18 protein-coding genes are annotated in these 21,769 nt (G+C 45.3%); 15 read left to right on the forward strand and 3 right to left on the reverse strand.

Going from position 1 to position 21,769, the window contains the following annotated elements; translation table 11 throughout:
* Positions 1 to 34: 34 nt before the first annotated feature.
* The 3 genes from IS446_RS11310 to IS446_RS11320 form a co-directional block, all read right to left on the reverse strand.
* Positions 35 to 919 (reverse strand): IS3 family transposase, encoded by an 885-nt coding sequence (locus tag IS446_RS11310; RefSeq protein WP_317192146.1) that lies wholly within the window; start codon positions 917 to 919, stop codon positions 35 to 37.
* On the reverse strand, positions 916 to 1,272 hold the full coding sequence (locus IS446_RS11315; RefSeq protein ID WP_203057171.1) for a transposase: 357 nt from the start codon (positions 1,270 to 1,272) through the stop codon (positions 916 to 918). The genes IS446_RS11310 and IS446_RS11315 overlap by 4 nt, the downstream gene beginning before the upstream one ends.
* A 367-nt stretch (positions 1,273 to 1,639) precedes the next feature.
* On the reverse strand, positions 1,640 to 2,140 hold the full coding sequence (locus IS446_RS11320; protein ID WP_203060780.1) for a nicotinate-nucleotide adenylyltransferase: 501 nt from the start codon (positions 2,138 to 2,140) through the stop codon (positions 1,640 to 1,642).
* A 260-nt stretch (positions 2,141 to 2,400) separates the two neighbouring features.
* Between IS446_RS11320 and IS446_RS11325 the strand changes: the two genes are divergently transcribed.
* The 15 genes from IS446_RS11325 to IS446_RS11395 all read left to right on the forward strand — a co-directional run bounded on the left by IS446_RS11325 (position 2,401) and on the right by IS446_RS11395 (position 21,325).
* Entirely contained in the window at positions 2,401 to 2,820 is a 420-nt protein-coding gene (locus IS446_RS11325) for a PaaI family thioesterase (protein WP_203060782.1), read from the forward strand.
* 5 nt (positions 2,821 to 2,825) lie between these two features.
* Positions 2,826 to 3,881 carry a chorismate-binding protein gene (locus IS446_RS11330; RefSeq protein WP_203060784.1) on the forward strand — a complete coding sequence of 352 codons (1,056 nt, stop codon included), beginning with the start codon at positions 2,826 to 2,828 and terminating at the stop codon, positions 3,879 to 3,881.
* Between the two features lie 464 nt (positions 3,882 to 4,345).
* Positions 4,346 to 6,127: a 2-succinyl-5-enolpyruvyl-6-hydroxy-3-cyclohexene-1-carboxylate synthase gene (gene menD, locus IS446_RS11335; RefSeq protein WP_203060786.1), complete on the forward strand. Its 1,782-nt coding sequence runs from the start codon at positions 4,346 to 4,348 to the stop codon at positions 6,125 to 6,127.
* Between the two features lie 203 nt (positions 6,128 to 6,330).
* Positions 6,331 to 7,161 carry a CvfB family protein gene (locus tag IS446_RS11340; protein WP_203060788.1) on the forward strand — a complete coding sequence of 277 codons (831 nt, stop codon included), beginning with the start codon at positions 6,331 to 6,333 and terminating at the stop codon, positions 7,159 to 7,161.
* A 54-nt stretch (positions 7,162 to 7,215) separates the two neighbouring features.
* Positions 7,216 to 8,067, forward strand: a complete 852-nt coding sequence (locus tag IS446_RS11345; RefSeq protein ID WP_203060790.1) for a 1,4-dihydroxy-2-naphthoyl-CoA synthase — start codon at positions 7,216 to 7,218, stop codon at positions 8,065 to 8,067.
* A 25-nt stretch (positions 8,068 to 8,092) separates the two neighbouring features.
* Positions 8,093 to 8,710 carry a hypothetical protein gene (locus IS446_RS11350; RefSeq protein WP_203060792.1) on the forward strand — a complete coding sequence of 206 codons (618 nt, stop codon included), beginning with the start codon at positions 8,093 to 8,095 and terminating at the stop codon, positions 8,708 to 8,710.
* Positions 8,703 to 9,617, forward strand: a complete 915-nt coding sequence (gene menA / locus IS446_RS11355) for a 1,4-dihydroxy-2-naphthoate octaprenyltransferase (protein WP_203060794.1) — start codon at positions 8,703 to 8,705, stop codon at positions 9,615 to 9,617. Before IS446_RS11350 ends, menA begins: the two co-directional genes overlap by 8 nt.
* Positions 9,618 to 9,644: 27 nt before the next feature.
* Entirely contained in the window at positions 9,645 to 10,391 is a 747-nt protein-coding gene (locus IS446_RS11360; RefSeq protein WP_203060796.1) for a LytR/AlgR family response regulator transcription factor, read from the forward strand.
* Positions 10,392 to 10,808: 417 nt separating this feature from the next.
* Complete coding sequence (locus tag IS446_RS11365) at positions 10,809 to 10,958, forward strand: hypothetical protein (protein ID WP_203060798.1); 150 nt, start codon at positions 10,809 to 10,811, stop codon at positions 10,956 to 10,958.
* Between the two features lie 2,247 nt (positions 10,959 to 13,205).
* A complete protein-coding gene (locus IS446_RS11370) occupies positions 13,206 to 15,167 on the forward strand; it encodes a sensor histidine kinase (protein WP_203060800.1) in 1,962 nt (653 codons plus the stop codon).
* Positions 15,168 to 15,211: 44 nt separating this feature from the next.
* Positions 15,212 to 15,889, forward strand: a complete 678-nt coding sequence (locus tag IS446_RS11375) for a metal-dependent hydrolase (RefSeq protein ID WP_203060802.1) — start codon at positions 15,212 to 15,214, stop codon at positions 15,887 to 15,889.
* Positions 15,890 to 16,942: an o-succinylbenzoate synthase gene (locus tag IS446_RS11380; protein WP_203060804.1), complete on the forward strand. Its 1,053-nt coding sequence runs from the start codon at positions 15,890 to 15,892 to the stop codon at positions 16,940 to 16,942.
* A gap of 169 nt (positions 16,943 to 17,111) precedes the next feature.
* Positions 17,112 to 18,035, forward strand: a complete 924-nt coding sequence (locus IS446_RS11385; protein WP_203060806.1) for a CPBP family intramembrane glutamic endopeptidase — start codon at positions 17,112 to 17,114, stop codon at positions 18,033 to 18,035.
* 50 nt (positions 18,036 to 18,085) lie between these two features.
* On the forward strand, positions 18,086 to 19,195 hold the full coding sequence (locus IS446_RS11390) for an AMP-binding protein (RefSeq protein WP_203060808.1): 1,110 nt from the start codon (positions 18,086 to 18,088) through the stop codon (positions 19,193 to 19,195).
* A 789-nt stretch (positions 19,196 to 19,984) separates the two neighbouring features.
* Entirely contained in the window at positions 19,985 to 21,325 is a 1,341-nt protein-coding gene (locus tag IS446_RS11395) for a M24 family metallopeptidase (protein ID WP_203060809.1), read from the forward strand.
* The last annotated feature ends 444 nt before the right edge of the window (positions 21,326 to 21,769 follow it).

The following is a 21,769-nucleotide window of genomic DNA, read 5'->3' on the forward strand; positions in this document are numbered from 1 at the left end:
TGAGCATGCCTGAATAAGGTTGCCCTATTTCGGGTTAATATTTTATCTCTAATGTTTCCCTTTGCTTTACAGATAAGCTTTTAAGGTGTTTTTCAAATTCCATAGGTTTCATGTTTTTTAATGAACCATGGGGGCGCTCATAATTGTAAAGATAGATCCATTTATCCATTAATGAACGTGCCTGGGTTAAACTGATATTGATGTTATCAAAGTTGATGTACTCGTTCTTTAAGACACCATTTAAAGATTCTGCATGAGCATTCTCCCAGGCTTTTCCTCCCATACTCGGATTAATCTTAAAGATGTCATATAGCCTTCTCATTTCCTTACTTCCATACTGTGAGCCTCGATCAGAATGAAAAACAAGTTGCTTTCGCTCGTTTTCACTTAAACCTTTTAAAGCATCTTTCAAGCTGGGAAGCACCGTTTCTTCCGTCTCCATGGTCTTGGACAAGGACCAGCCTTTGATCACTTTTGAATACACATCCTGGATCAATGTCAGATAGTAAAACTGTTTATATCCTACCGGGATATAAGTGATATCGCTTACCCAGAGCTGATGTCTGTCGTTCAGCATCTTTCCCGATAACAGATTTTCATATCGATATCCTCCAGCATAGGTCGTACGGCGATAACTGCGTTTTCTGGGCACCCTGAAGCCTTCATTAAGCAACAATGCTTCCACACGATCTCTACCCATTCCCTTGGGGCGGATCTCATCGTAGAGCTTTCTACAGCCCATTTTAGTGTGATCCTTTCGAAGCTCCGAAGCCATTGCTATGACATACCGTTTGGTAGCCTCCTGAGCTTTTGAACGGGCTAACCGCTTATAAAATGCCTGTTTGGTGATCCCTATCATAGCATACAGATCGTTCATCTTGTAGCTATGCGACGATTTGTCCTCACGAAAACGCGCTATGACCGTCGTTTGGACTTTTTTTCAATATCCACTCCTAGTTCAGAAGAGGCCACATCAACCACCTGCTCCAGGTAGTCGATCCGCATTTGTTTTTGCCCTAAAGCACGCTCCAACTCCGCTATGCGCTGCTGAAGCTCTTTGTTCTTTTGAGAAATACTCTTCTTTTCCACCACGACTCGGGTTTGATTTTTATAAAGATCGGAATATTTCCGTAACCATTTATAAATGGCCGCAGGGCTTACCTGATAAATCCTGGACACTTGACTTACGCCTACTTTTCCAGATTCAATTTGCTTGACCAGATCCAATTTCAGATCCAGATCAAAAGTCCTCTTAGTTGCTACTTTTTTCATCGTTTAAAAAGGTTGTGAAAAAAGGCAACCTATATCAGGCGGAGTCAGTAATAGGTGTAGAGGTGAAGAGGTAACAAGGGTAACAAGGGTAACAAGGGTAAAGCCCTTCTTCGCTAAAGCTACGAAGGGAAAAGTAGTAAAGGAAGATGCCTTTTTTCCCTATGGTGTAAAAGCAGTCATTTAAGGGACCGTTTTTCTTCCCCTCCCAGGGGAAGGTGGTCACGCCTTGGGCTTGAGCGGAAGAGGTTCTCGAAGTAATTTACAGTCCTGGAGGTAGTGATCTGGCCAAAAAAATCCCCGGAGCGGTGTCCGGGGGATTTCAATTAACAAGGCGGATGTTCATAAACCCCTGTTAGTAAAAATAAACTTACATAAAATTTCCGTCAGCGTCAACTTTTACTTTGAGAACCTGGTCACCATTCTTCAGGGTGATCTTATACCCCTTGTGGTTGACACCTTTTTTGTTGTGATAGGTTACCCTAAAAGAATTGTCGGCCATTATCCAGTTGGGGAAACGCTCTACAACGGCGTCTCGAACCGCATCAGGTAATTTTGTGTTGTCAAATCGTTCGATCGTACGAATAATGTTTCCTTCACCATCGTAGGCAGCTACGATCTTCCCTTCGGGAATGTAAAAGGATACGGTGTACGTTGCGTAAGAATCATCGTAAATATCAGAATGCATCAGGTCGTAATTGGCTACCTTTTGCTCCAGTAGTTTTACCGGAACAGCAGCTTCCTGGTTGTCTACTGCTGTAAGATATTTGTAATTCGCCGGAGTTACCACCACCTCAGACAGCTCTATGTCTTGCGCCATTAATGGTGCAGTGATGCCCAGAATCAAGAAAACTAGCAAGAACTTTTTCATTGTGGTACGTTTTATTGGTTAATACGTATAAAAGGTATCAAAATAAAGGGGTATAAACGCTGACCGTCATCACTAATCAATACTGTGTTAACGATTTATGATTTGTTTAATCGGGGCTTACTGTAATTTTTAAAGGAGATTTCGGTATTTGTTTTAGCGAAATATTCGCATGTATGATCATGACATCACTAAGAATTCTGCTAAGGGAAATCATCGTAACCCTATGATTTGTATTTTTACCTTCAAATAGCATATACCCTATGACCAAAGAAGCGCTCCTCGAGCAATGTAACAGCATCTGCAAAAATACCCTGATGGAAACCCTGGAGATCACCTATACCGATATAGGTGACGATTTTCTAACGGCACGTATGCCGGTATCGCCCAAAGTGCATCAGCCTGATGGCGTACTCCACGGTGGTGCTACCGTAGCCCTGGCCGAAAGTGTGGGTAGTGCCGCTTCTATTATTTTTCTCGATGCCGCTAAGGTCATGGTGCGAGGGGTGGAGATCGCTGCCAACCACGTGCGCTCCGTACGTTCCGGATACGTATATGCCACGGCCCGTTTTTTACATAAGGGGAGAACCACCCAATTATGGGATATTAAGGTAACCGATGAGGAAGGAAACCTGGTTTCTGCCTGTAAGCTAACGACCATCTCCCTGCCTAAAAAAGCCTAAGCCCCATGGATGTCGATGCGCTCTTACATATCCTTCACAGATCCCTGGAGGATGCCACTCCCTTTGTGGCGTTCTGTTATCCCGGGGAACGGGAGCTTCAGGTGTTTCAGCAGGATTCTGAAGAATTGATCACGTGGAAACAAGGGATGGAAAGCGGATTCGTATTTGCACCCTTTTCCGGAGATGCGCCTAAGGTGATCATTCCTCCCCATAGCATTTATAAGGTGGTACTATCGGAGGAAGGGGATAAGCAGAAGGGAAGTGCAGCCCCCGTGCCTCAGGAAGACCTTTTGGACAGAGCTAAACATATATCCCTCGTAGCCAGAGCGCTGGAGGAATTGACCTCTAAAACCATGGAAAAGGTGGTGCTCTCAAGGAAGATCAGTTTGGAAAGAAAGCAGAGCCATACCCTGGAGGTGTTCATGCGATTGCTGTATACCTATCCCGATGCTTTTCGTTATCTGTGGTATCATCCTCAAGTGGGCATGTGGATGGGCGCTACGCCTGAGACCTTATTACAGGTAAATGGTAGCACCCTGCATACCATGTCCCTTGCCGGTACACAACCCTTTAATGGAACCACTGAGGTTTCATGGGGGGCTAAGGAGCAGGAAGAGCAGGCTATGGTGACCCGTTCCATCTTGAAAAGCATTGATGCCTATACGGTCTCGTCCAAAGCCGGAACTACGACCACGGTAAAGGCCGGACGCTTATTGCATTTGCTTACCCCCATAACAGCCCAACTTCGCGAAGGGAGGATTCCATTAGACGATATCATTGCCGTATTGCATCCCACCCCGGCAGTATGCGGACTCCCGAAGGAAAGGGCCCGGGAGTTCATTCTGGATCATGAAGGATATGACCGCGGCTATTATACAGGCTACCTGGGGCCTGTGGACTATCGGGATGAAACACGACTTTTTGTGAATCTGCGCTGTATGGAGATCACCCCCGATCATTACCATATTTACGTTGGTGGAGGTATTACAGCCGACTCCAACCCGGAGGCCGAATGGGAGGAAACCGTAAATAAGAGTAAGACCATGATGGCGGTGCTTTAACCGGGGAGCCGGGAAGTAGGGAAGTAGGGAAGTAGGGAAGTAGGGAAGTAGGGAAGTAGGGAAGTAGGGAAATCGGGAAATGGGGAAATGGGGAAATGGGGAAATGGGGAAATGGATCTCAAGTTTATACCTCCGTTTATCCTACGGCTTGCGAATTCTTTAGGCGCTTGTTGGCATTGCTTCAGTCTTTGAGTAAATTTGTGGAGAAGGTAAAGAGGTAAAGCCCTCCTTCGCTGAAGCTCCGGAGGGTGAAGGGGTAAAGAGTAAAGAGTAAAGAGTAAAGAGTAAAGAGTAAAGACTGTTGTTATAGTTCTAATTCACCACTCACCATTTATAATCTATCATCTATAATTTATAATCAATAATTTATAATCAATAATTCACCATTCATAATTCACCACTCACCATTTATAATCTATCATCTATAATTTATAATCAATAATTCACCATTCATAATTTCCTAAATGATATACCCTGAAATTCCGCTTGCACAAACCATCGTTACGCTCTGTAAGGCCAAAGGGATCCGGCATATTGTGATCTCCCCGGGGAGTAGGAATGCACCGCTCACTATTGGCTTCACCTCCGACGACTATTTTTCTACCTACAGTATTGTCGATGAGCGCAGCGCTGCCTTTTTTGCCATGGGGATGGCCATGCAGCAAAAAGCGCCGGTGGCTGTGGTGTGTACTTCGGGTTCTGCATTACTTAATTATTATCCGGCGGTTTCTGAGGCGTTTTACAGTGATATCCCTTTGCTGGTGATCTCTGCCGACAGGCCTTCGTATCGTATCGATATTGGGGACGGACAAACCATTAGGCAGGACTATATCTTTGACCGACATATTCTTTATTCTGCCAATCTGAAACAAGACATCAGAAAAGATGCGAATCCGCTGCTACGGGACCAGGATACCCTTCCCACAGGCATGCATCAGGCTACAGACGATCTCGATCTCGAAAGACAGCAGGAGATACAGCGCTATAACGAAGCAGAGCTCAACAAGGCGTTGAATACGGCCCTTACCGGTCAGGGTCCTGTGCATATCAATGCACCTTTTGAGGAACCACTGTACAATAAAGTAAACACCCTGAGCGTAAGTCCGCAAGTGATCGAGGCCCAACCTAAAGCGCATACTTTTGAAGAAAACCTCAAAGCTCTGGCGGAGGTGTGGAATACTGCTAACCGAAAGATCGTTATGGTTGGGGTGTTGCCTCCGGGGTCGTTGGAACAGGAGCTCCTGAATAAACTCGTTGAGGATGATTCGGTCGTATTACTTACAGAAACAACAGCTAACCTGCATCATGACCGGGCATTTCCTTTTATCGATAAGCTCATCGCCCCCCTGGAGAAGCGCGAGGATAGCGCCTTGCTCTGGGAGAAATTACAACCTGAGGTACTGTTGACCTTTGGGGGGATGGTGGTCTCGAAAAAGGTGAAGGCGTTCTTACGAAAATATCAGCCCAAGCACCATTGGCATATCGATGCGAAAAAGGCCTACGATACGTACTTCTGCCTGAAGCACCATGTGCAAACTGATATATCCACATTTCTGAAGCAATTCCTGCCGCAGGTTCATACGGTGGCCAGTGATTACTTTCCGTTCTGGGAGGGTATTCGCGAAGATCGTACCGAAGGACATAAGGCGTATATGAAGCAAATGGTGTTCAGCGACTTTAAGGTTTATGAGCAGGTGCTCAAGCAGGTGCCTTCAGGATACAATCTGCAGCTTAGCAACAGTTCGACCATTCGCTATGCACAACTCTTCCGTCTCGTTCCATCCCTAAAGGTTTTCTGTAACCGCGGCACCAGCGGTATCGACGGAAGCACCAGTACAGCAGTTGGAGCAGCACTACATGATGCACATCCAACACTCATGGTAACCGGAGACCTGAGCTTTTTCTACGATTCGAACGCCCTGTGGAATAATTACCTGCGTAAGGACTTCCGTATTATCGTAGTGAACAATGGGGGAGGAGGGATCTTCCGCATTCTTCCCGGGGATAAGAACTCGGAACGTTTTTCCAAATACTTCGAAACTACCCATAACCTTAACGCTAAAGGGATCTGTGAGACTTTCGGACTCGAATATTACCACGCTTCTTCTGAAGATGAAGTAGCCGCACAACTCGCATATTTCTATAATCCGTCCAATGCCCCGAAACTTCTCGAGATCTTTACCCCGTCAACGGTGAATGATGAGGTGCTGCTGGGGTATTTCAGGTTTTTAGCCGATAAAGGGTAGACCGGTAGACAGGTAGACCGGTAGACAGGTAGGCCGGTAGACGGGTAATTGGTAAGGATAGATTTTAAATTCTCCACAACTAACAATTAAGAACTAACAACTAACAACTCCCTTCTCTCATAACCTCATAACCTCATAACCTCATAACCTCATAACCTCATAACCTCATAATATTATCCCCCTTTTTTAACTACTTTTGCCTTATGATAAAACTAGGAGATTACAATACCCTGAATATTCTGCGGCATACTTCGGTGGGCCTGTTTTTGGGTGATGAAGATGGTAATGAGATCCTCTTACCCAACAAATACGTTCCCGAGCATTACGAGATCGCCGATTCTATTAACGTATTCTGCTACCTCGATCACGAGGAGCGTCCGGTGGCTGTAACCATCAAACCCAAGATCACGATCAATAGTTTCGCCCTTCTCAAGGTGGCCGATGTTACCGAATACGGTGCATTTTTAGATTGGGGTATGGAAAAGCATCTCTTTGTGCCTTTTAAAGAGCAAGCCAGAAAGATGGAGCCGGGTAAGTGGTATATGGTCTATATGTACGAAGACCCTAAGACCGGACGCCTCGTTGCCAGCAGCAAGACCGATCGTTTTCTGGATAACAGCCAGATGACCCTCGAGCGTTTTGATGAGGTCGAACTCATGGTGTATCGCTATACCGACCTCGGTACCGAGATGATCGTTAACGGCAAATACAAGGGTCTCGTATATAAAGATGAGATCTATAAGAAACTACACCTGGGCGAACGTCTTACCGGGGTAGTGAAAAAGGTGAGAGACGATAAGAAGCTGGATATCTCCCTGGAGAAGATCGGATTCAAGAACCTCGAGCCTAGTGCCGAAAAGGTACTGGAGGTACTCGAGGAGCATCACGGTTTCCTCAACCTTCACGATAAAAGCGACCCGGAGCTCATCAAGGAAAAACTTGGGATGAGTAAAAAGAGCTATAAGAAAGCCATAGGGGTGCTCTATAAGCAAAAACGTATACGTATCGAAGAAGACGGGATCTACAGCCTGTAGGCTCCCTGTTCTTATTTGAAAGAATATTTTTAAATTGACAAACAAAATTTGACCATGAGCCAGATACCAACTCCGGAATGGAAAACTGTAAAAGAATACGAAGATATTACCTATAAGAAGAGCGGTGGGGTTGCCCGTATCGCTTTTAACCGTCCGAATGTGCGCAATGCCTTTCGCCCAAAGACCGTAGGGGAGCTTTTTGAAGCGTTTCTCGATGCGCGCGAAGACACCTCTATCGGCGTGGTGTTGCTTTCTGCTGAAGGCCCTTCGACCAAAGACGGTGTGTACTCTTTCTGTAGTGGAGGCGATCAGAATGCCCGCGGCCATCAGGGGTATGTAGACGATGATGGTATGCCAAGACTGAACATCCTCGAAGTGCAACGCCTGATGCGTTTTATGCCTAAGGTGGTTATTGCCGTAGTTCCTGGATGGGCTGTTGGTGGTGGTCACAGTCTTCACGTAACCTGCGATCTGACCCTCGCCAGTAAGGAGCACGCGATCTTTAAGCAAACCGATGCCGATGTTACCAGTTTCGACGGTGGTTATGGTTCGGCTTACCTCGCCAAGATGGTAGGGCAGAAGCGCGCCCGTGAGATCTTCTTCCTCGGTAGAAATTATTCGGCTCAGGAGGCCTATGAAATGGGAATGGTCAATGCCGTGGTACCACATGATGACCTGGAGCAAACAGCTTATGAGTGGGCGCAGGAGATCCTCGCGAAATCGCCAACATCTATCAAGATGCTTAAATTCGCCTTTAACCTTACCGACGATGGGATGGTAGGGCAACAGGTGTTTGCAGGTGAGGCTACACGACTTGCCTATATGACCGAGGAGGCCAAAGAAGGAAGAAATGCCTTCCTGGAGAAGCGCAAACCGGACTTTAAGCACATTAAGTGGATCCCGTAATTTTTTGTACCCCTAAGATCATACCATGCCCTTTGTTGAAGAGAAGCATTTAATTGATATTCATCGGCATTTGGAGGAGAAGGAGCTATCAGAGCAGCGACTAGCCGAGGAAGTAAAAAGACAACGCGAATTGAATAAAACATACAGGCAGCGTACCACACGCCTTGCCTGGTGTCTTGCACTGTTAATTCTTATCCTCGCTGCAAGTCTCAGCCTGTTTATAACCAAGCCGGGAGTTTTTTATAATGAAACGCATTTCCAGGCCGAGAACAAGGTGATCCTGGAGCAACAACAATGGGTGCAACTACAAGAAGCCCTGGATGGACGGTCTGAGGAAGTGAACCGATTGAAGCATACCTTGGAGTCTTTAGATTACCGCGCCCTGGACGATGAGGTGGTCTATACCGTGCAGGTAGCAGCACTGGTTAAAGAGAGGGTGCCCTTGGTGTCGGAAGAGCTCATGAACCTGAATATTTACAAGGATCTGCCCTATACCAAATACACCATGGGGAGGTTTACAGATGTTAAAGATGCCCGGCAACTGCGAAAGGCCTTGATCGATCTCGGATTTAAAAACGCCTTCGTGGTGTCTTACAAAAAAGATAAACGGCTTAAAATTATTGATCCCCTTGCTTATGAGTAACGTAAAGGCCTATATCGATGCCGCCCGCCTGCGTACATTGCCGTTATCGGTTTCGGGTATCATAGCCGGTACTGCTATGGCCACTGCCGAAGGTGCTTTTCGATGGCCTGTTTTTTTATGGGCGATCGTGACGACCATCGGACTGCAGGTGCTTTCTAATTTTGCCAATGATTACGGCGATGGTGTTAAGGGAACCGATAATGAGGAAAGGGTTGGGCCTCAACGCGCCTTACAAAGCGGAGCGATAAGTGCCCGCGCTATGAAACGAACGGTGGTGATCACTGCTTTGTTAACCCTTATAGCTGCCCTCATCCTTATTTATACATCCTTTGGTCAGGATCAGTTCTTCTACGCCTTGTTCTTTTTTGTGCTGGGGGTGGCGGCCGTAGCTGCTGCGATCAAATACACCGTTGGTTCGTCGGCCTATGGGTATCGCGGACTCGGAGATGTGTTCGTGTTCGTGTTCTTCGGACTCGTAAGTGTGGTGGGGAGTTATTTTCTGTATGAACAACGCCTGGCATGGGATGTTTGGTTACCCGCAGTGACCATCGGACTCCTAAGCGTTGGGGTGCTAAATCTCAATAATATTCGCGACCGGAAAAGTGACGAACGGTCTGGTAAGAATACCCTGGTGGTAAAGCTCGGTTCGAAGCGGGCAAGGAGGTATCATAATTTGCTGGTGATCGTTGCCATTCTGGCCTCACTCATATACCTAATCGTTAATTTTTCGAGCCCCTGGAACCTCCTTCTGACGTTTTCATACCTTCCGTTGGGGTTACACCTTAAGCGTTTCAATGGAATTAAGGAGGATGAGGCCGTAGATCCGGAGCTTAAGAAGTTGGCTGTAAGTACTTTCCTGTTTTCTTTGTTGTTTTTTATTAGTTTTAATATTTTTTTACTACTTTAAAAGCCCAAACTAACACACACAACTATCTTGGATCAACTCATCAAAATTCTGATTGTTGAAGACAATGTGATCATCGCAGATGATATGCAATCTATGCTCGAAGAGATCGGCTACAACATTGTCGCGAACGTTGTTGATTACGAAAGTGCCGTGGAAGCCCTGGAGAATAACGACGTTGACCTCGCCTTGCTTGATATTATGCTTGCAACGGAAAAGACCGGTATCGATATCGGTAAGTACATCAGAGAAAACAAGAACATTCCGTTTATTTTTGTGACCTCCAATTCGGACAAAGCTACCGTGGAGAATGCAAAATCGGTTAAGCCTAATGGTTACCTGGTAAAGCCTTTCGAGCAGCAAGACCTCTTTACTTCCATAGAGATCGCCTTATGTAATTTTAATGACCAGGCGGCAGCGGCCCCTGCAGCAGAAAAGGAAAAAGGAGGCGAGAGCAATACCATTTTGCGAAATTCGATCTTCGTGAAGAAGAATCAGCATTACCATCGTATAGCTTTTGACGATATTCATTACGTGAAAGCAGATAACGTATATCTGGAAGTGCATACAAAAGACAAGAGCTACCTGGTACGCTCTGCCATGAAAGATTATATCGAAAAATTGCCTTCTCATCAGTTCTTCAGAGCTCATAAATCGTATATCGTTAACCTGGAACACATCCAGGCCATCAATACCAGAGATATCGTGATCAATGGGGAAACCATTCCGATCTCAAAAGATTTTAGAGATTTCGTATTGTCAAATATGAACTCCTAAAAATAGTTTTTAATGTAAATTGAAAGAGAGCCTCGGTTATGCCGGGGCTTTTTTATGGATGAAGCCCTTCTTCGCTAAAGCTACGGAGCGTAAAGAGGTAAAGAGGTGAAGAGGTGAAGAGGTGAAGAGTTAACAGGGGTGACAAAGGTAACAAGTAACAGGTAATACGTAATACGTAATAAGGCTTACAGCCTACTACCTACTACCTACTGCTTATAGCCTACCAGTCTTGCGCGCTTCAAACAACAACAAACCTTCATTAAACCACAGAACCGGTATTGGTGGCAACATATGTTTTAGAGATAGGTTATCCTGATCTATATTAGCAGTGTTGAAAAAATACTACTGAACACAGCGCCCCAAAATATGTTTTCAGTAAACACATTCCCAGATCAACGCTAAGGCTTACCTACGCCAATGGATTTACGAAAAAAGAGTTTCAGTTTAGACTGGAGCTCTTTTTTATTTAATGGGAATGCTGCCAATGGGAGGGAAGACCTGTTCTCCCTGGTATGCCACGCCGATAGTGGGTTAGGGGATGATCCCGGTGCTCTGGTTTACCATTAGCCATATATGTTTTTAAAGGTGTATTTGAGGTCGTTAAGGGCTACTTTGTCGATCGCCACAGTATTCTTTGCCTTGACCACATGAACCAGCCGACTCTCAACATAAGTTTTCAATAGCGCATGTACTCTTTTAGATTAGCGCCGTTGTTAATTCAGAGCTGATATGACATCTTCGGATGCTTATTGGCAGATCCTGCCCGGATCAAATCTAATTTAGCCTTTGCTAAATTCCATGTTCAAATAAAAAGAGTTTCGGCCATGCCGGAACTTTTTTTGTTTTAAATATTCCCCACATCCCCACATCCCCACATCCCCACATCCCCACATCCCCATTTCCCCACATCCCCACATCCCCACATCCCCATTTTCTCATCTCCCCACCTCCCCATTTCCCCACATCCCCATTTCCCCACATCCCCACATCCCCACTTACATCACCAAAACAGTCCTTAACCACAAAACTTCATTCGGTGGCAACATATATTTGAACAGGAACCATTGTGTTGGTATATTAGCAATGTTATTAAATGATTACTGATACAGTGCCCCAAATAATGTTTCAGTAAAGCTTACTCAAATCATGCCCTACTTAACTTCTGCTTTATGCAGTTAAGAAAAAAAAGAGCCCCAAGCCCAAAGGGGCTTTTTTTTTGGCCGCACTATATTTGGCATGCAAGTGAAGCCGACGCTATCCAGGGTACTCTCAATGGGAATTTAGGATAGAGGCTCTTCATTAGATCTCCATTTCTCGCTTCTCCATTCCCTATTTCCATATTTCCCTATTTCCCTATTTCCCTATTTCCCTATTCACCATTCCCGCTCGCTTCTCACATCTCCCTTCCCGCATCCCTAGAACCCATTTTTATCTCTTCTCTTTATTCTTTTCTCTTTTCTCTTTTCATCTAACAACATGAAATCCAGCCTAAACCACAACAGTCCAATGTCTTACAACATATGTTTTAATTGATTGATTATCAGTTTTATATTAGTACTGTTGTTAATTTGAAACTGATATCAGCGCCCCAAAATTGTTATCAGTAAATCATTCCCGGATCTGCCGGAACATTTAACCTACATAATGGATTTACAAGAAAGAGCTTTAGCGTTGCTGGGGCTCTTTTTTTTTTGGTAAAGGGGTAAAGCCCTTCTTCGCTAAAGCTACGGAGTGTGAAAGGGTAAAGCACTCCTACGCTAAGCTTCGAAGGGTAAAGCTTCGTAACCCCGTAACTTCGTGACCCCGTAACCCCGTAACCCCGAAACTTCGTAACCCCGTAACCCCGTAACTTCGTAACCCCGTAACCCCGTAACCCCGTAACCCCGTAACCCCGTCACCCCGTAACCCCGTCACCCCGTAACCCCGTAACCCCGTAACCCCGTAACTTCGTAACCGTATAACCCCATAACCCCAACACCTCAAATCACTTAGGTAACCCTACAGTTAGTTTTTCAAACTGCAAACAACGTCGCTTTTGCTTTTGACAACGCTTCCGCTTATGCTCGCAACATAAAGTTTGGAGCAAGCCTAAGTGTCTATATATTAGCCCTGTTAACAATTTTAGTTATTGACACAGCGCCCCAAAGATTGTGATCATTAACAAACCCAAGTCGACCCGTTCGATAACCTACAGAAATGTTTTTTGAAAAAGATCGTCCCGGTGCCCCCCGGGACTTTTTTTTGCCCTTCTCCCATCCACTTACGCGCTTCCATATCATTAATGACAGCAGCCTGTTCGTAGCTATACGATAGGGGGGAGGTACACCCTCGGAAACAACCTTGATATTGCGCTTCTTGAAACTTATTTAGGTTTCACCACAAAATTCCGCACCTTCGCAACATAGATTTCTGAGACTTACCGATCTGACATATATTAGCAGTGTTGATATTTAAGAGTTGATCATCATATAACAATCTTGTTTCATAATGATGCTCCTGAACGAGTTTTAAGAAGCCCCTTAAAACTCGTTTTTTTTTGCCTGATCCCTACCTTGGCTACCTTCTTTATTTCATTCCAGATCAGCTCTTTCTCCCTTTTTTCAAGAAGCCCTCAGGCAGCCCTGCAAACAGCACCTTTCATCGGGTCTGTAATTCACCACAGCTTTGGTTCGTTATACAACAAAAGTTTATTCATCGAAATGGAAAGGATTAAGTTTACACTGCTGTAAAATTGCCCTATATTGGTACAGCGCACCCCAAACCCGGATCCTGAAGCTATTTGCCTCTGGAGCCTTTTTACTGAAGATTATAGCATTGAGGAACCTGACCTACCATACGACACCTTTTTTGCTCATCCTGGCCCTGATCTTAAGCATCGGACAGCCATCTGAGGCAAACGCACAATCCCAAGACGCCTATTCTGCTTTTATGGCCCTGGAGACTGCCGAGGAGCGTTTTGATCTATTCTTTACGAAGCAACAGAAATACACCGGTGTTTCTGCTTATCGCTGGAAAGAGAACATCGAGACGATCATTAAGCGTATCAATATTGCCGAAGACCCGATTTCCAGACCCTATTACGAAACCATGCTTTGCCAGATCTATGAGGATATTGGCAGTTACGAGAAAGGGGCTTATCTCGCCGATAAACTTTTGGCCGATGAGGCGAACCTGGATCTGAAAGTAAAACGGCAACTCCTTAAAGTGGCCGATCGTATCTATTCTGAAATGCAATTGTTCCAGAAACAATTGGAAGTACGTAAAGCCCAGGAACGACTTGGAGAGAAGGTGGAACTCTACACGGTTTATGCCGACCTTGGATTGTACAGACAGGCACTTATAGACTACGAGATACGCAACCCAAAACAGGAGGTTATGAAAGCCGGCGTGATCCGGTTGGCGAGGTATTACAAGGATCGAGCCGATTTTAAAAGGCTTGACGGACGCTTAACCCTTACCGCAGTCAAAGAATACGAAGAAGCCCTATCGCTTATTGAGGAGTATATCAATACCCAGGGGGTAAACGATCCTGAAGAATTTCAGGAGGCTCTTTTCTTAAGAGGACAGATCCTCGGTGGAATAGGCCGTTGCCTGCTGGTGCAAGGGAGGCATCTTGAAGCTATTCCTTACCTCGAGCAAGGGGTGAGTAGTGGCAAGCGTTTTGAAAAAGGAAAGTATCCCTATCATGCTGTTGGATACTGGACCGACCTGGCAGAAAGCTACCTCAAAGTAGATCGTCTTGAAATGTCGAAGCTCTATTTGGATAGTGTTGCTCAAGCCGGACCGCTGGCACCATCAACCAAGATACGTTACTACCATCTTAAGGCCGATCATTTCCTGGAGGCTGGAGATGTGAAGAATGCGGCCACGTACCTTGCGAAATACTCCAAGGGAAGCGATTCTTTAGAGAAATCGGTCATGGGTAAGCAATTGCTCGGACAGTTCGTGGCCTTCGATATCGACCAGCAAACCAAAAGGGTGCTTGAAAAGCAACGCATGGACCTGGAGCGCAATGAAAACGAGCTTATCGAACGGGATAAGATCATTTACCTGAGCATTGTCGCCTTGTTGTTTAGTCTACTTTGTGTTGTGGCCCTTATCGTAGCCTATATGAAGAGTGTTAAGAACAAGAGGCTTATCGAAGATCAGAAACAGATCATTGAATCTTCACTGGTAGAGAAAGATTCCCTGCTGAAAGAGATCCACCACCGCGTAAAGAACAACCTGCAGATGGTTTCGAGTTTGATGAGTCTTCAGTCCAAGAACACCCGTAGCCAAGCCGCTATTAATGCCCTTAAGGAAGGGCAGAGCAGGGTGCGTGCCATGGCGCTGATCCACCAGAAACTATATCAAAACGACGACCTGTCGGTGATCTGGATGCAGGAGTATATCGAATCGCTTATTGCCAGTATACAGTCGGTTTTCAAAAAAGAAGGCTATGATATCACTATTCATATCGATGCCGAAAAGACCGAGCTGGACGTAGATCGCGCGATACCTATCGGACTCATCCTCAATGAGCTGGTGTCTAACTCCTATAAATACGCCTTCGCTGAGAATAAAAAGGGTAATATCAACATCACCCTTCATAAGGATGGGGAGCATTACAAGTTCGAATACCGCGACGATGGTAAGGGACTTCCGGCTGACTTCGAGCAAACCTCTAAAGGCTCTATGGGCTTGCGTTTGATCAAGCGTCTGGCCAATCAGCTGCGTTCAGAACTGGCTATCGATACACAGGCTAAAGGAGCACACTTCTGGTTTAATTTTGGTTAAAAATTTTACTACTTTTAACCTGAACCAATTTAAATCACCTCTTTATGAAGATCACCTTCTACGGGCATGCTGCCCTGGGGATCGAGATCAACGGCACCTCGCTGGTTGTTGATCCGTTCATTACACCCAATGAAAAGAGCGCAGCAATAGATGTCGATGCCATAAAAGCCGATTATATTTTGCTCACCCATGCCCATCAGGATCATATCTTTGATGTAGAACGTATCGCAAAGAATACCGGAGCAGTAGTGGTTTCTAATTATGAGATCGCAACTTGGTACGGAAATAAAGGCCTGGAGGCGCACCCTATGAATCACGGTGGATCCTGGGAGTTTGATTTTGGTAAGATAAAATATGTAAATGCCATACATACCTCTTCTTTTCCTGATGGTAGCTATGGCGGACAGCCCGGCGGATTTGTTATCGAAGGGGAGCATCGTAATATCTATATAGCCGGAGACACCGCGCTGACCATGGATATGAAACTTATTCCGATGCAAACCAAACTCGATCTTGCGATATTGCCTATTGGCGATAACTTTACCATGGGGATCGATGATGCCATTATCGCCTCAGACTTTGTAGCATGTGATAAGGTGTTGGGATATCATTACGATACCTTCGGGTATATCGAGATCGACCACGAAAAGGCGAAACGAAAATTCTTCGAGAAGGGAAAAGACCTGATGTTGCTGGAGATAGGTGAAAGTATTGAATTGTAGATGAAAGCAAACTACTTTAGGTACGACCTGAACTTTAAACGACCCAGCGGGACTTCCCGGGGGATACTCACCACCAAAGAAACCTGGTTTATCACCCTCGAATCAGAAGGTAATAAAGGGATAGGCGAATGCGGAATTCTGCGTAGTCTTAGTATTGATGACAGGCCGGACTATGAAGGGAAACTAGCCTGGTTATGTGACAATATTCATTTGGATGAAGCGGAAATAAGAGCAGCGCTCAAAGCTTTTCCTTCCATCGTTTTCGGCTGGGAACAGGCTCTACGTTCACTTCGGTCTGATGATATGTTCACCCTTTTTCCTTCAGCCTTTACCCAAGGTGAACAGTCCATAAATATTAACGGCCTCATTTGGATGGGGGAAGAGGCTTTTATGGCGGAACAGATCGCAGCCAAGCTCGATCAGGGATTTGATTGCATAAAGATGAAGATCGGAGCTATAGACTTCGATAAAGAGGTTAAGCTCTTAAAAGGCATACGCGAGCGTTTCCCTGCAGATACCATCGAACTCAGGGTGGATGCCAATGGTGCCTTCAGTCCTGAAGAAGCATTGCAAAAGCTGGAAATTCTAAGTAAACTGGACCTTCATTCTATCGAACAGCCTATTAAGGCCGGACAGGGAGAAGCCATGGCGGCACTCTGCAAAAACACGCCCTTACCCATTGCGCTTGATGAAGAATTGATAGGGGTTTTTGATAAGGCAGATCGCCTGGAACTTCTCGAGAACATAAGACCGCAGTATATTATTTTGAAACCTAGTTTGATAGGCGGATATGCCGATACGACCCAATGGATCGACCTGGCCGGGGAGGTCAATGCCGGATGGTGGATCACCAGTGCCCTCGAAAGTAATATCGGCCTCAATGCCATAGCTCAGTATACGTTTATGCAACACAATCCGATGCCCCAGGGACTGGGAACCGGCGGCTTGTACACCAATAATGTGAAAGCTCCACTGAAGGTAGAAAAAGGACACCTGCATTATGAATCCCAACAGCCGTGGGACCTCAGTACCCTCGGATTAACGGATTTTTGATCATATTTGTTACTATGGTAAACCAGACAGAAATTCTAATCTATAACCCATCATCTATAATTTATAATCTATAATTTATCATTTAAAATCTATAATTCACCATTCACCATTCACCATTCACCATTCACCATTCACCATTCACCACTAACTACTAACTAATAACTAAACCATGTACATCGAACAAGCATATAAAGGCAAGCAGGAACTTTGGAAATACCTTATCATACCGGGATTGTTCTTTGGCTATATCGCCTTGAATTTTGCGCTCATGCTCCTGATGGGAGATACTGATACCGAGCAAATGATCGCCCAGATGATCGAAGAGAATGGAGAGATCAATTTCCTGATCATTATGTTACTGCCTTTTGCCGTTGCGCTGGGATTGCTTTTTTTATGGGTAAGGTTTATCCATTACCAATCCATTACCTCCTTAACCACTTCCAGGCCTAAAATTGATTGGAGCAGGATCTTTTTCGCCTTTTTTCTATGGGGTGGGATAACCACATTTTTCGTTTTTCTGGACTACAAGATGTCCCCGGAAAATTACGAGTGGAATTTTGACCTGGCGCGGTTTACCAAGCTCGCAGTGGTCGCGATACTTCTTATTCCGCTGCAAACCAGCTTTGAGGAGTATTTTTTCAGGGGATATCTCATGCAGGGCATCGGGGTCTACAGCGGTAATCGCTGGCTGCCCCTGGTGTTAACATCCCTTTTATTTGGGTTGTTACATATTGGAAATCCTGAGGTCGGAAAACTGGGATATGGCATAATGTTGTACTATATTGGTACAGGATTCTTTTTGGGTATTCTTACCCTTATGGATAAAGGTTTGGAATTGGCCTTAGGCTTTCATGCCGCAAACAATTTGTTTACCGCTCTTTTGGTTACTGCTAACTGGACCGCTTTTCAAACCCCTTCTGTGTTAAGAGATGTTTCTGAACCTTCTATGGGCTTTGATGTGCTTATTCCGATATTTGTAGTGTTCCCGATCCTTTTATGGATCTTCGGGAAGCGCTACAAGTGGACCAACTGGAAAGAACGAATTTCCGGCAAGGTTTTAAAAGAAGAACAGTGGAAGGAGGTTGTGAGCTGATTGCTTGGTTCAGAACCGTACTTTCCTAAACCTATATAATATTTTCACGTATGAGACCAACATATGACAAACTGCATTTGCGATTTAAGCTGAATGGACATTATTTCAGCAGAGAAGAATTGATGGAGGTGGCCTACAGTTTTGTAAAGGAGGGGAAACCCTATGAGAAGGTTATCGGGAATTTTTTAATGGATTGGCTGGATCATCACGATTACGTAGAGGTGAAGACTTCGGGATCTACCGCCAAACCCAAGCGCTTGAAAGTGAAAAAGCAATTCATGGTGAATTCTGCTTTGGCATCTGGTGATTTCTTCAGGATCGCTCCGGGAGATAAAGCCCTGCATTGCCTTCCTGCCGACTATATCGCAGGTAAGATGATGCTGGTGCGCGCAATGATGCTCGGTCTGGAAATAGATACGGTAGACCCTGAAGCGAATCCGCTGCGCAAGGCAGAAAAGGTATACGATTTTTGTGCGATGACCCCCATGCAGCTTCGGGCATCTCTTGGCGAATTAGATCATGTTAAGAACCTGATCGTAGGTGGAGCTCCTGTGAGCAGAGGACTTATTGCTGAGATCCAGGATCGCGATACCAGGGTATTTGAAACCTATGGAATGACCGAGACAGTAACGCATATCGCAGCCAGACCGCTTAATTATTTCCGCGATGTCAACGAGATCCAACAGTCGTTCTTTAGGGTATTGCCCGGGATCAAGGTGAGTACAGACGACCGTGGATGCCTTGTGATCGACGCACCGGAGATCACGGAAGAAACCATAGTGACCAACGATCTGGTCGATCTAAAAGAAGGAAACAGGTTCGAATGGCTTGGACGTATGGACAACCTGGTGAACTCCGGGGGGATCAAGCTTATTCCTGAACTTATTGAAGAAAAGTTCGCAAGTGTACTGAATAAACGATTCTTCCTCTGCGGAATGCCGGACGAAGTATTGGGAGATAAGCTGGTGATGCTTATTGAGGATAAACATCCGGAAGAAGAAGCCTACTGGGAAGCACTGAGATCGGTGAAAGGATTAGGCAAGTACGAGATGCCAAAACAGCTGTTCTTCGTTGATCATTTTGAAGAAACCGAGAATGGTAAGATCATCAGGCATAAAACCCTGGAGAAGATGAAAGAAGGTAAAGAGGTGAAGAGGTAAAGAGGTAAAGAGGTAAAGAGGTAAAGAAGTTAAAAATTAAAGGGGGAGTTGATTGATCAACGTCCCCTTTTTTTAGCTAAAGAGATCACTTTAGATTTATTGTACGTTTTCACTCTTCAGGCTATACGGTATACGCTTTACGCTATATGCTGTAGGCTTTACGCTTATAGCTTACAGCCTACTGCTTACAGCCTATTGCTTACAGCTTACTGCTAAAAGCTTACTGCCTACTGCCTACAGCCTACTGCCTACAGCTTACTGCTTACAGCTCACTGCCTACAGCCTACTGCTTACAGCTTACTGCCTACAGCTTACTGCTTACTGCTTACAGCCTACTGCCTACAGCCTACTGCCTACAGCTTACTGCCTACAGCTTACTGCTTACAGCCTTAAGCCTGCCTTTTCACCGTTTCACCGTCTCACAGAGCCAAGAACCAAGAATAAAGAATTAGGACAACCACCCCGACCACGACTGCAGTCGAGGCCACCCCTCCTTATCAAGGAGGGGGTAATGTCGGTATTCAAGAAAGCCTTTACAAATAGCTTCCTCTATAGCTAAATAGTATCACGTCTCCTTCCACTTCCAGGGGAAGGTGGCTGCGCTTTAGCGCAGACGGATGGGGTTGCATTAATCTGTGGGCATTATTTTGGAAACCACACCGCATTACCGCATAACTGTATAACCGCATCACCGCATAACTGTATAACCGCGTCACAGAAACTTCCTTTTCTCCTCATTCACTTTTGATTTTGTCATTATTGAAGTATTTTTCTGAAAAAATCGAAAGAATGATACGTGTCCTTATTACTTTATTGCTGTTCACCAGTTTTGTTATGCGATCCCAGCAAATTCTCCCAGAACGGGAGAGGGCCAGGGTGGTCGATGAGATCCTTGGTGATCGCCTGAATAACCTGTTACCCCAACTTATGGACCGCGCCGATATCGATATGTGGCTTGTGATCTCCCGGGAATACAATGAAGATCCGGTTATACGCACCATGCTTCCTGCTACCTGGCTCAATGCCCGAAGACGAACCATTTTACTTTTTTACCGCAATAAGGTCAAGAATACTATAGAGAAGCTGGCGGTAGCCCGTTATGATTTTGGTGAGCATATTAAAGGCGCATGGGATAAGGAAGCGCAACCGGATCAATGGAAAAGGTTGGTGGAACTTATAGAAGAGCGTGATCCGAAAAAGATCGCCTTGAACTACTCTGAACATTTTAATATCGCCGACGGATTGGTACATACCGATCTTGAAGAGTTTAAGAGCTATCTGCCCAAACGGTTGGCGTCGCGGCTTGTTTCGGCCGAGCCTTTGGCGGTAAGCTGGATCGAAACCCGTACGCCTCGCGAGATGGTGATCTATGAACAGCTCGTTGAGATCACACACGGGATCATTGCTGAAGCGTTCTCTGAAAAAGTGATCACTCCCGGTATCACTACCACAGGAGAAGTAGAGTGGTGGATGAGAGATAAGGTAACCGCACTGGGACTGGAAACGTGGTTTCATCCAACGGTCGATGTACAGCGTAGCAGTGAGGAATTGGTGGGTCATTTGTATTCCTTTTCCGGACGCCCGGAGAATGAGGTGATCCGTCCCGGAGACCTTTTGCATTGTGATTTCGGGATCACCTATTTGCGATTGAATACCGATTGCCAGGAATTGGCCTATGTGTTGAAACCGGGAGAAACAGGAGCTCCGGAATTCCTCAGGAACGCCCTCAAAGATGGGAATCGTGTGCAGGATATCTTAACGGAGCATTTTGAGACCGGTAAAAGTGGTAATGAGATCCTTAAGGCATCTCTTGAAGCCGGAAGGGCAGAAGGGCTAAGGCCTGCGATCTACACGCACCCTCTTGGAAGTTACGGGCATTCGGCAGGGCCAACCATAGGGATGTGGGACAGCCAGGGCGGTGTTCCCGGCGATGGCGACTATCTGCTTTATCCCAACACGGTATATGCTATAGAATTGAATACCACCGTTACCCTTCCTGAATGGAAAAGAGATATACGGATCATGCTGGAAGAAGCCGGATTCTGGGGAGAAAATGGATTTCGATATGTGAAAGGCAGACAAACAGATCTGTTGCTTATTCCGAGGGTGAAGAGCCATCTGGGAGAGTAGTGGAGATTATAGATTGTGAATTATAAATTATGAATGGAAAATAGAGAATGGTTAGTTTTGAATGGTGAATTGCGAGGGATTAAATTGTGGAATTTATGCCCATTTCAAGATCCTATAACAAAAAAAAAGTTTCGGTTGGGGCCGAAACCTTTTTTTTGAACATGCATAAATCAACTGTTAAGTAGGGTTGATCTGGGTAGGGTTTTACTGAATACAATTATGGGGCGCTGTATCAGTAACAAATTAACAACACTGCTAATATATGACTGATTTTCAGCGTTATAAAACTTATGTTGTGATTGAGAAGGTAATTGTGGTTTGCGTTGGTTTTTATGTGGTTAGCGGGTAGACGGGTAGACGGGTAAACGGGTAGACGGGTAAACGGGTAGACGGGTAAACGGGTAGACGGGTAGACGGGTAGACGGGTAGACGGGTAGACGGGTA

Origin of the sequence: Robertkochia sediminum (assembly GCF_016786255.1) — a bacterium.
Lineage (GTDB): Bacteria > Bacteroidota > Bacteroidia > Flavobacteriales > Flavobacteriaceae > Robertkochia > Robertkochia sediminum.

What these genes read in the sequence shown, in the direction of transcription:
- IS446_RS11315 (WP_203057171.1), bottom strand. Translation starts at nt 1,272, where the DNA reads ATGAAAAAAGTAGCAACTAAGAGGACTTTTGATCTGGATCTGAAATTG.
- IS446_RS11320 (WP_203060780.1), bottom strand. Translation starts at nt 2,140, where the DNA reads ATGAAAAAGTTCTTGCTAGTTTTCTTGATTCTGGGCATCACTGCACCA.
- IS446_RS11325 (WP_203060782.1), top strand. Translation starts at nt 2,401, where the DNA reads ATGACCAAAGAAGCGCTCCTCGAGCAATGTAACAGCATCTGCAAAAAT.
- IS446_RS11330 (WP_203060784.1), top strand. Translation starts at nt 2,826, where the DNA reads ATGGATGTCGATGCGCTCTTACATATCCTTCACAGATCCCTGGAGGAT.
- menD (WP_203060786.1), top strand. Translation starts at nt 4,346, where the DNA reads ATGATATACCCTGAAATTCCGCTTGCACAAACCATCGTTACGCTCTGT.
- IS446_RS11340 (WP_203060788.1), top strand. Translation starts at nt 6,331, where the DNA reads ATGATAAAACTAGGAGATTACAATACCCTGAATATTCTGCGGCATACT.
- IS446_RS11345 (WP_203060790.1), top strand. Translation starts at nt 7,216, where the DNA reads ATGAGCCAGATACCAACTCCGGAATGGAAAACTGTAAAAGAATACGAA.
- IS446_RS11350 (WP_203060792.1), top strand. Translation starts at nt 8,093, where the DNA reads ATGCCCTTTGTTGAAGAGAAGCATTTAATTGATATTCATCGGCATTTG.
- menA (WP_203060794.1), top strand. Translation starts at nt 8,703, where the DNA reads ATGAGTAACGTAAAGGCCTATATCGATGCCGCCCGCCTGCGTACATTG.
- IS446_RS11365 (WP_203060798.1), top strand. Translation starts at nt 10,809, where the DNA reads ATGGATTTACGAAAAAAGAGTTTCAGTTTAGACTGGAGCTCTTTTTTA.
- IS446_RS11375 (WP_203060802.1), top strand. Translation starts at nt 15,212, where the DNA reads ATGAAGATCACCTTCTACGGGCATGCTGCCCTGGGGATCGAGATCAAC.
- IS446_RS11380 (WP_203060804.1), top strand. Translation starts at nt 15,890, where the DNA reads ATGAAAGCAAACTACTTTAGGTACGACCTGAACTTTAAACGACCCAGC.
- IS446_RS11385 (WP_203060806.1), top strand. Translation starts at nt 17,112, where the DNA reads ATGTACATCGAACAAGCATATAAAGGCAAGCAGGAACTTTGGAAATAC.
- IS446_RS11390 (WP_203060808.1), top strand. Translation starts at nt 18,086, where the DNA reads ATGAGACCAACATATGACAAACTGCATTTGCGATTTAAGCTGAATGGA.
- IS446_RS11395 (WP_203060809.1), top strand. Translation starts at nt 19,985, where the DNA reads ATGATACGTGTCCTTATTACTTTATTGCTGTTCACCAGTTTTGTTATG.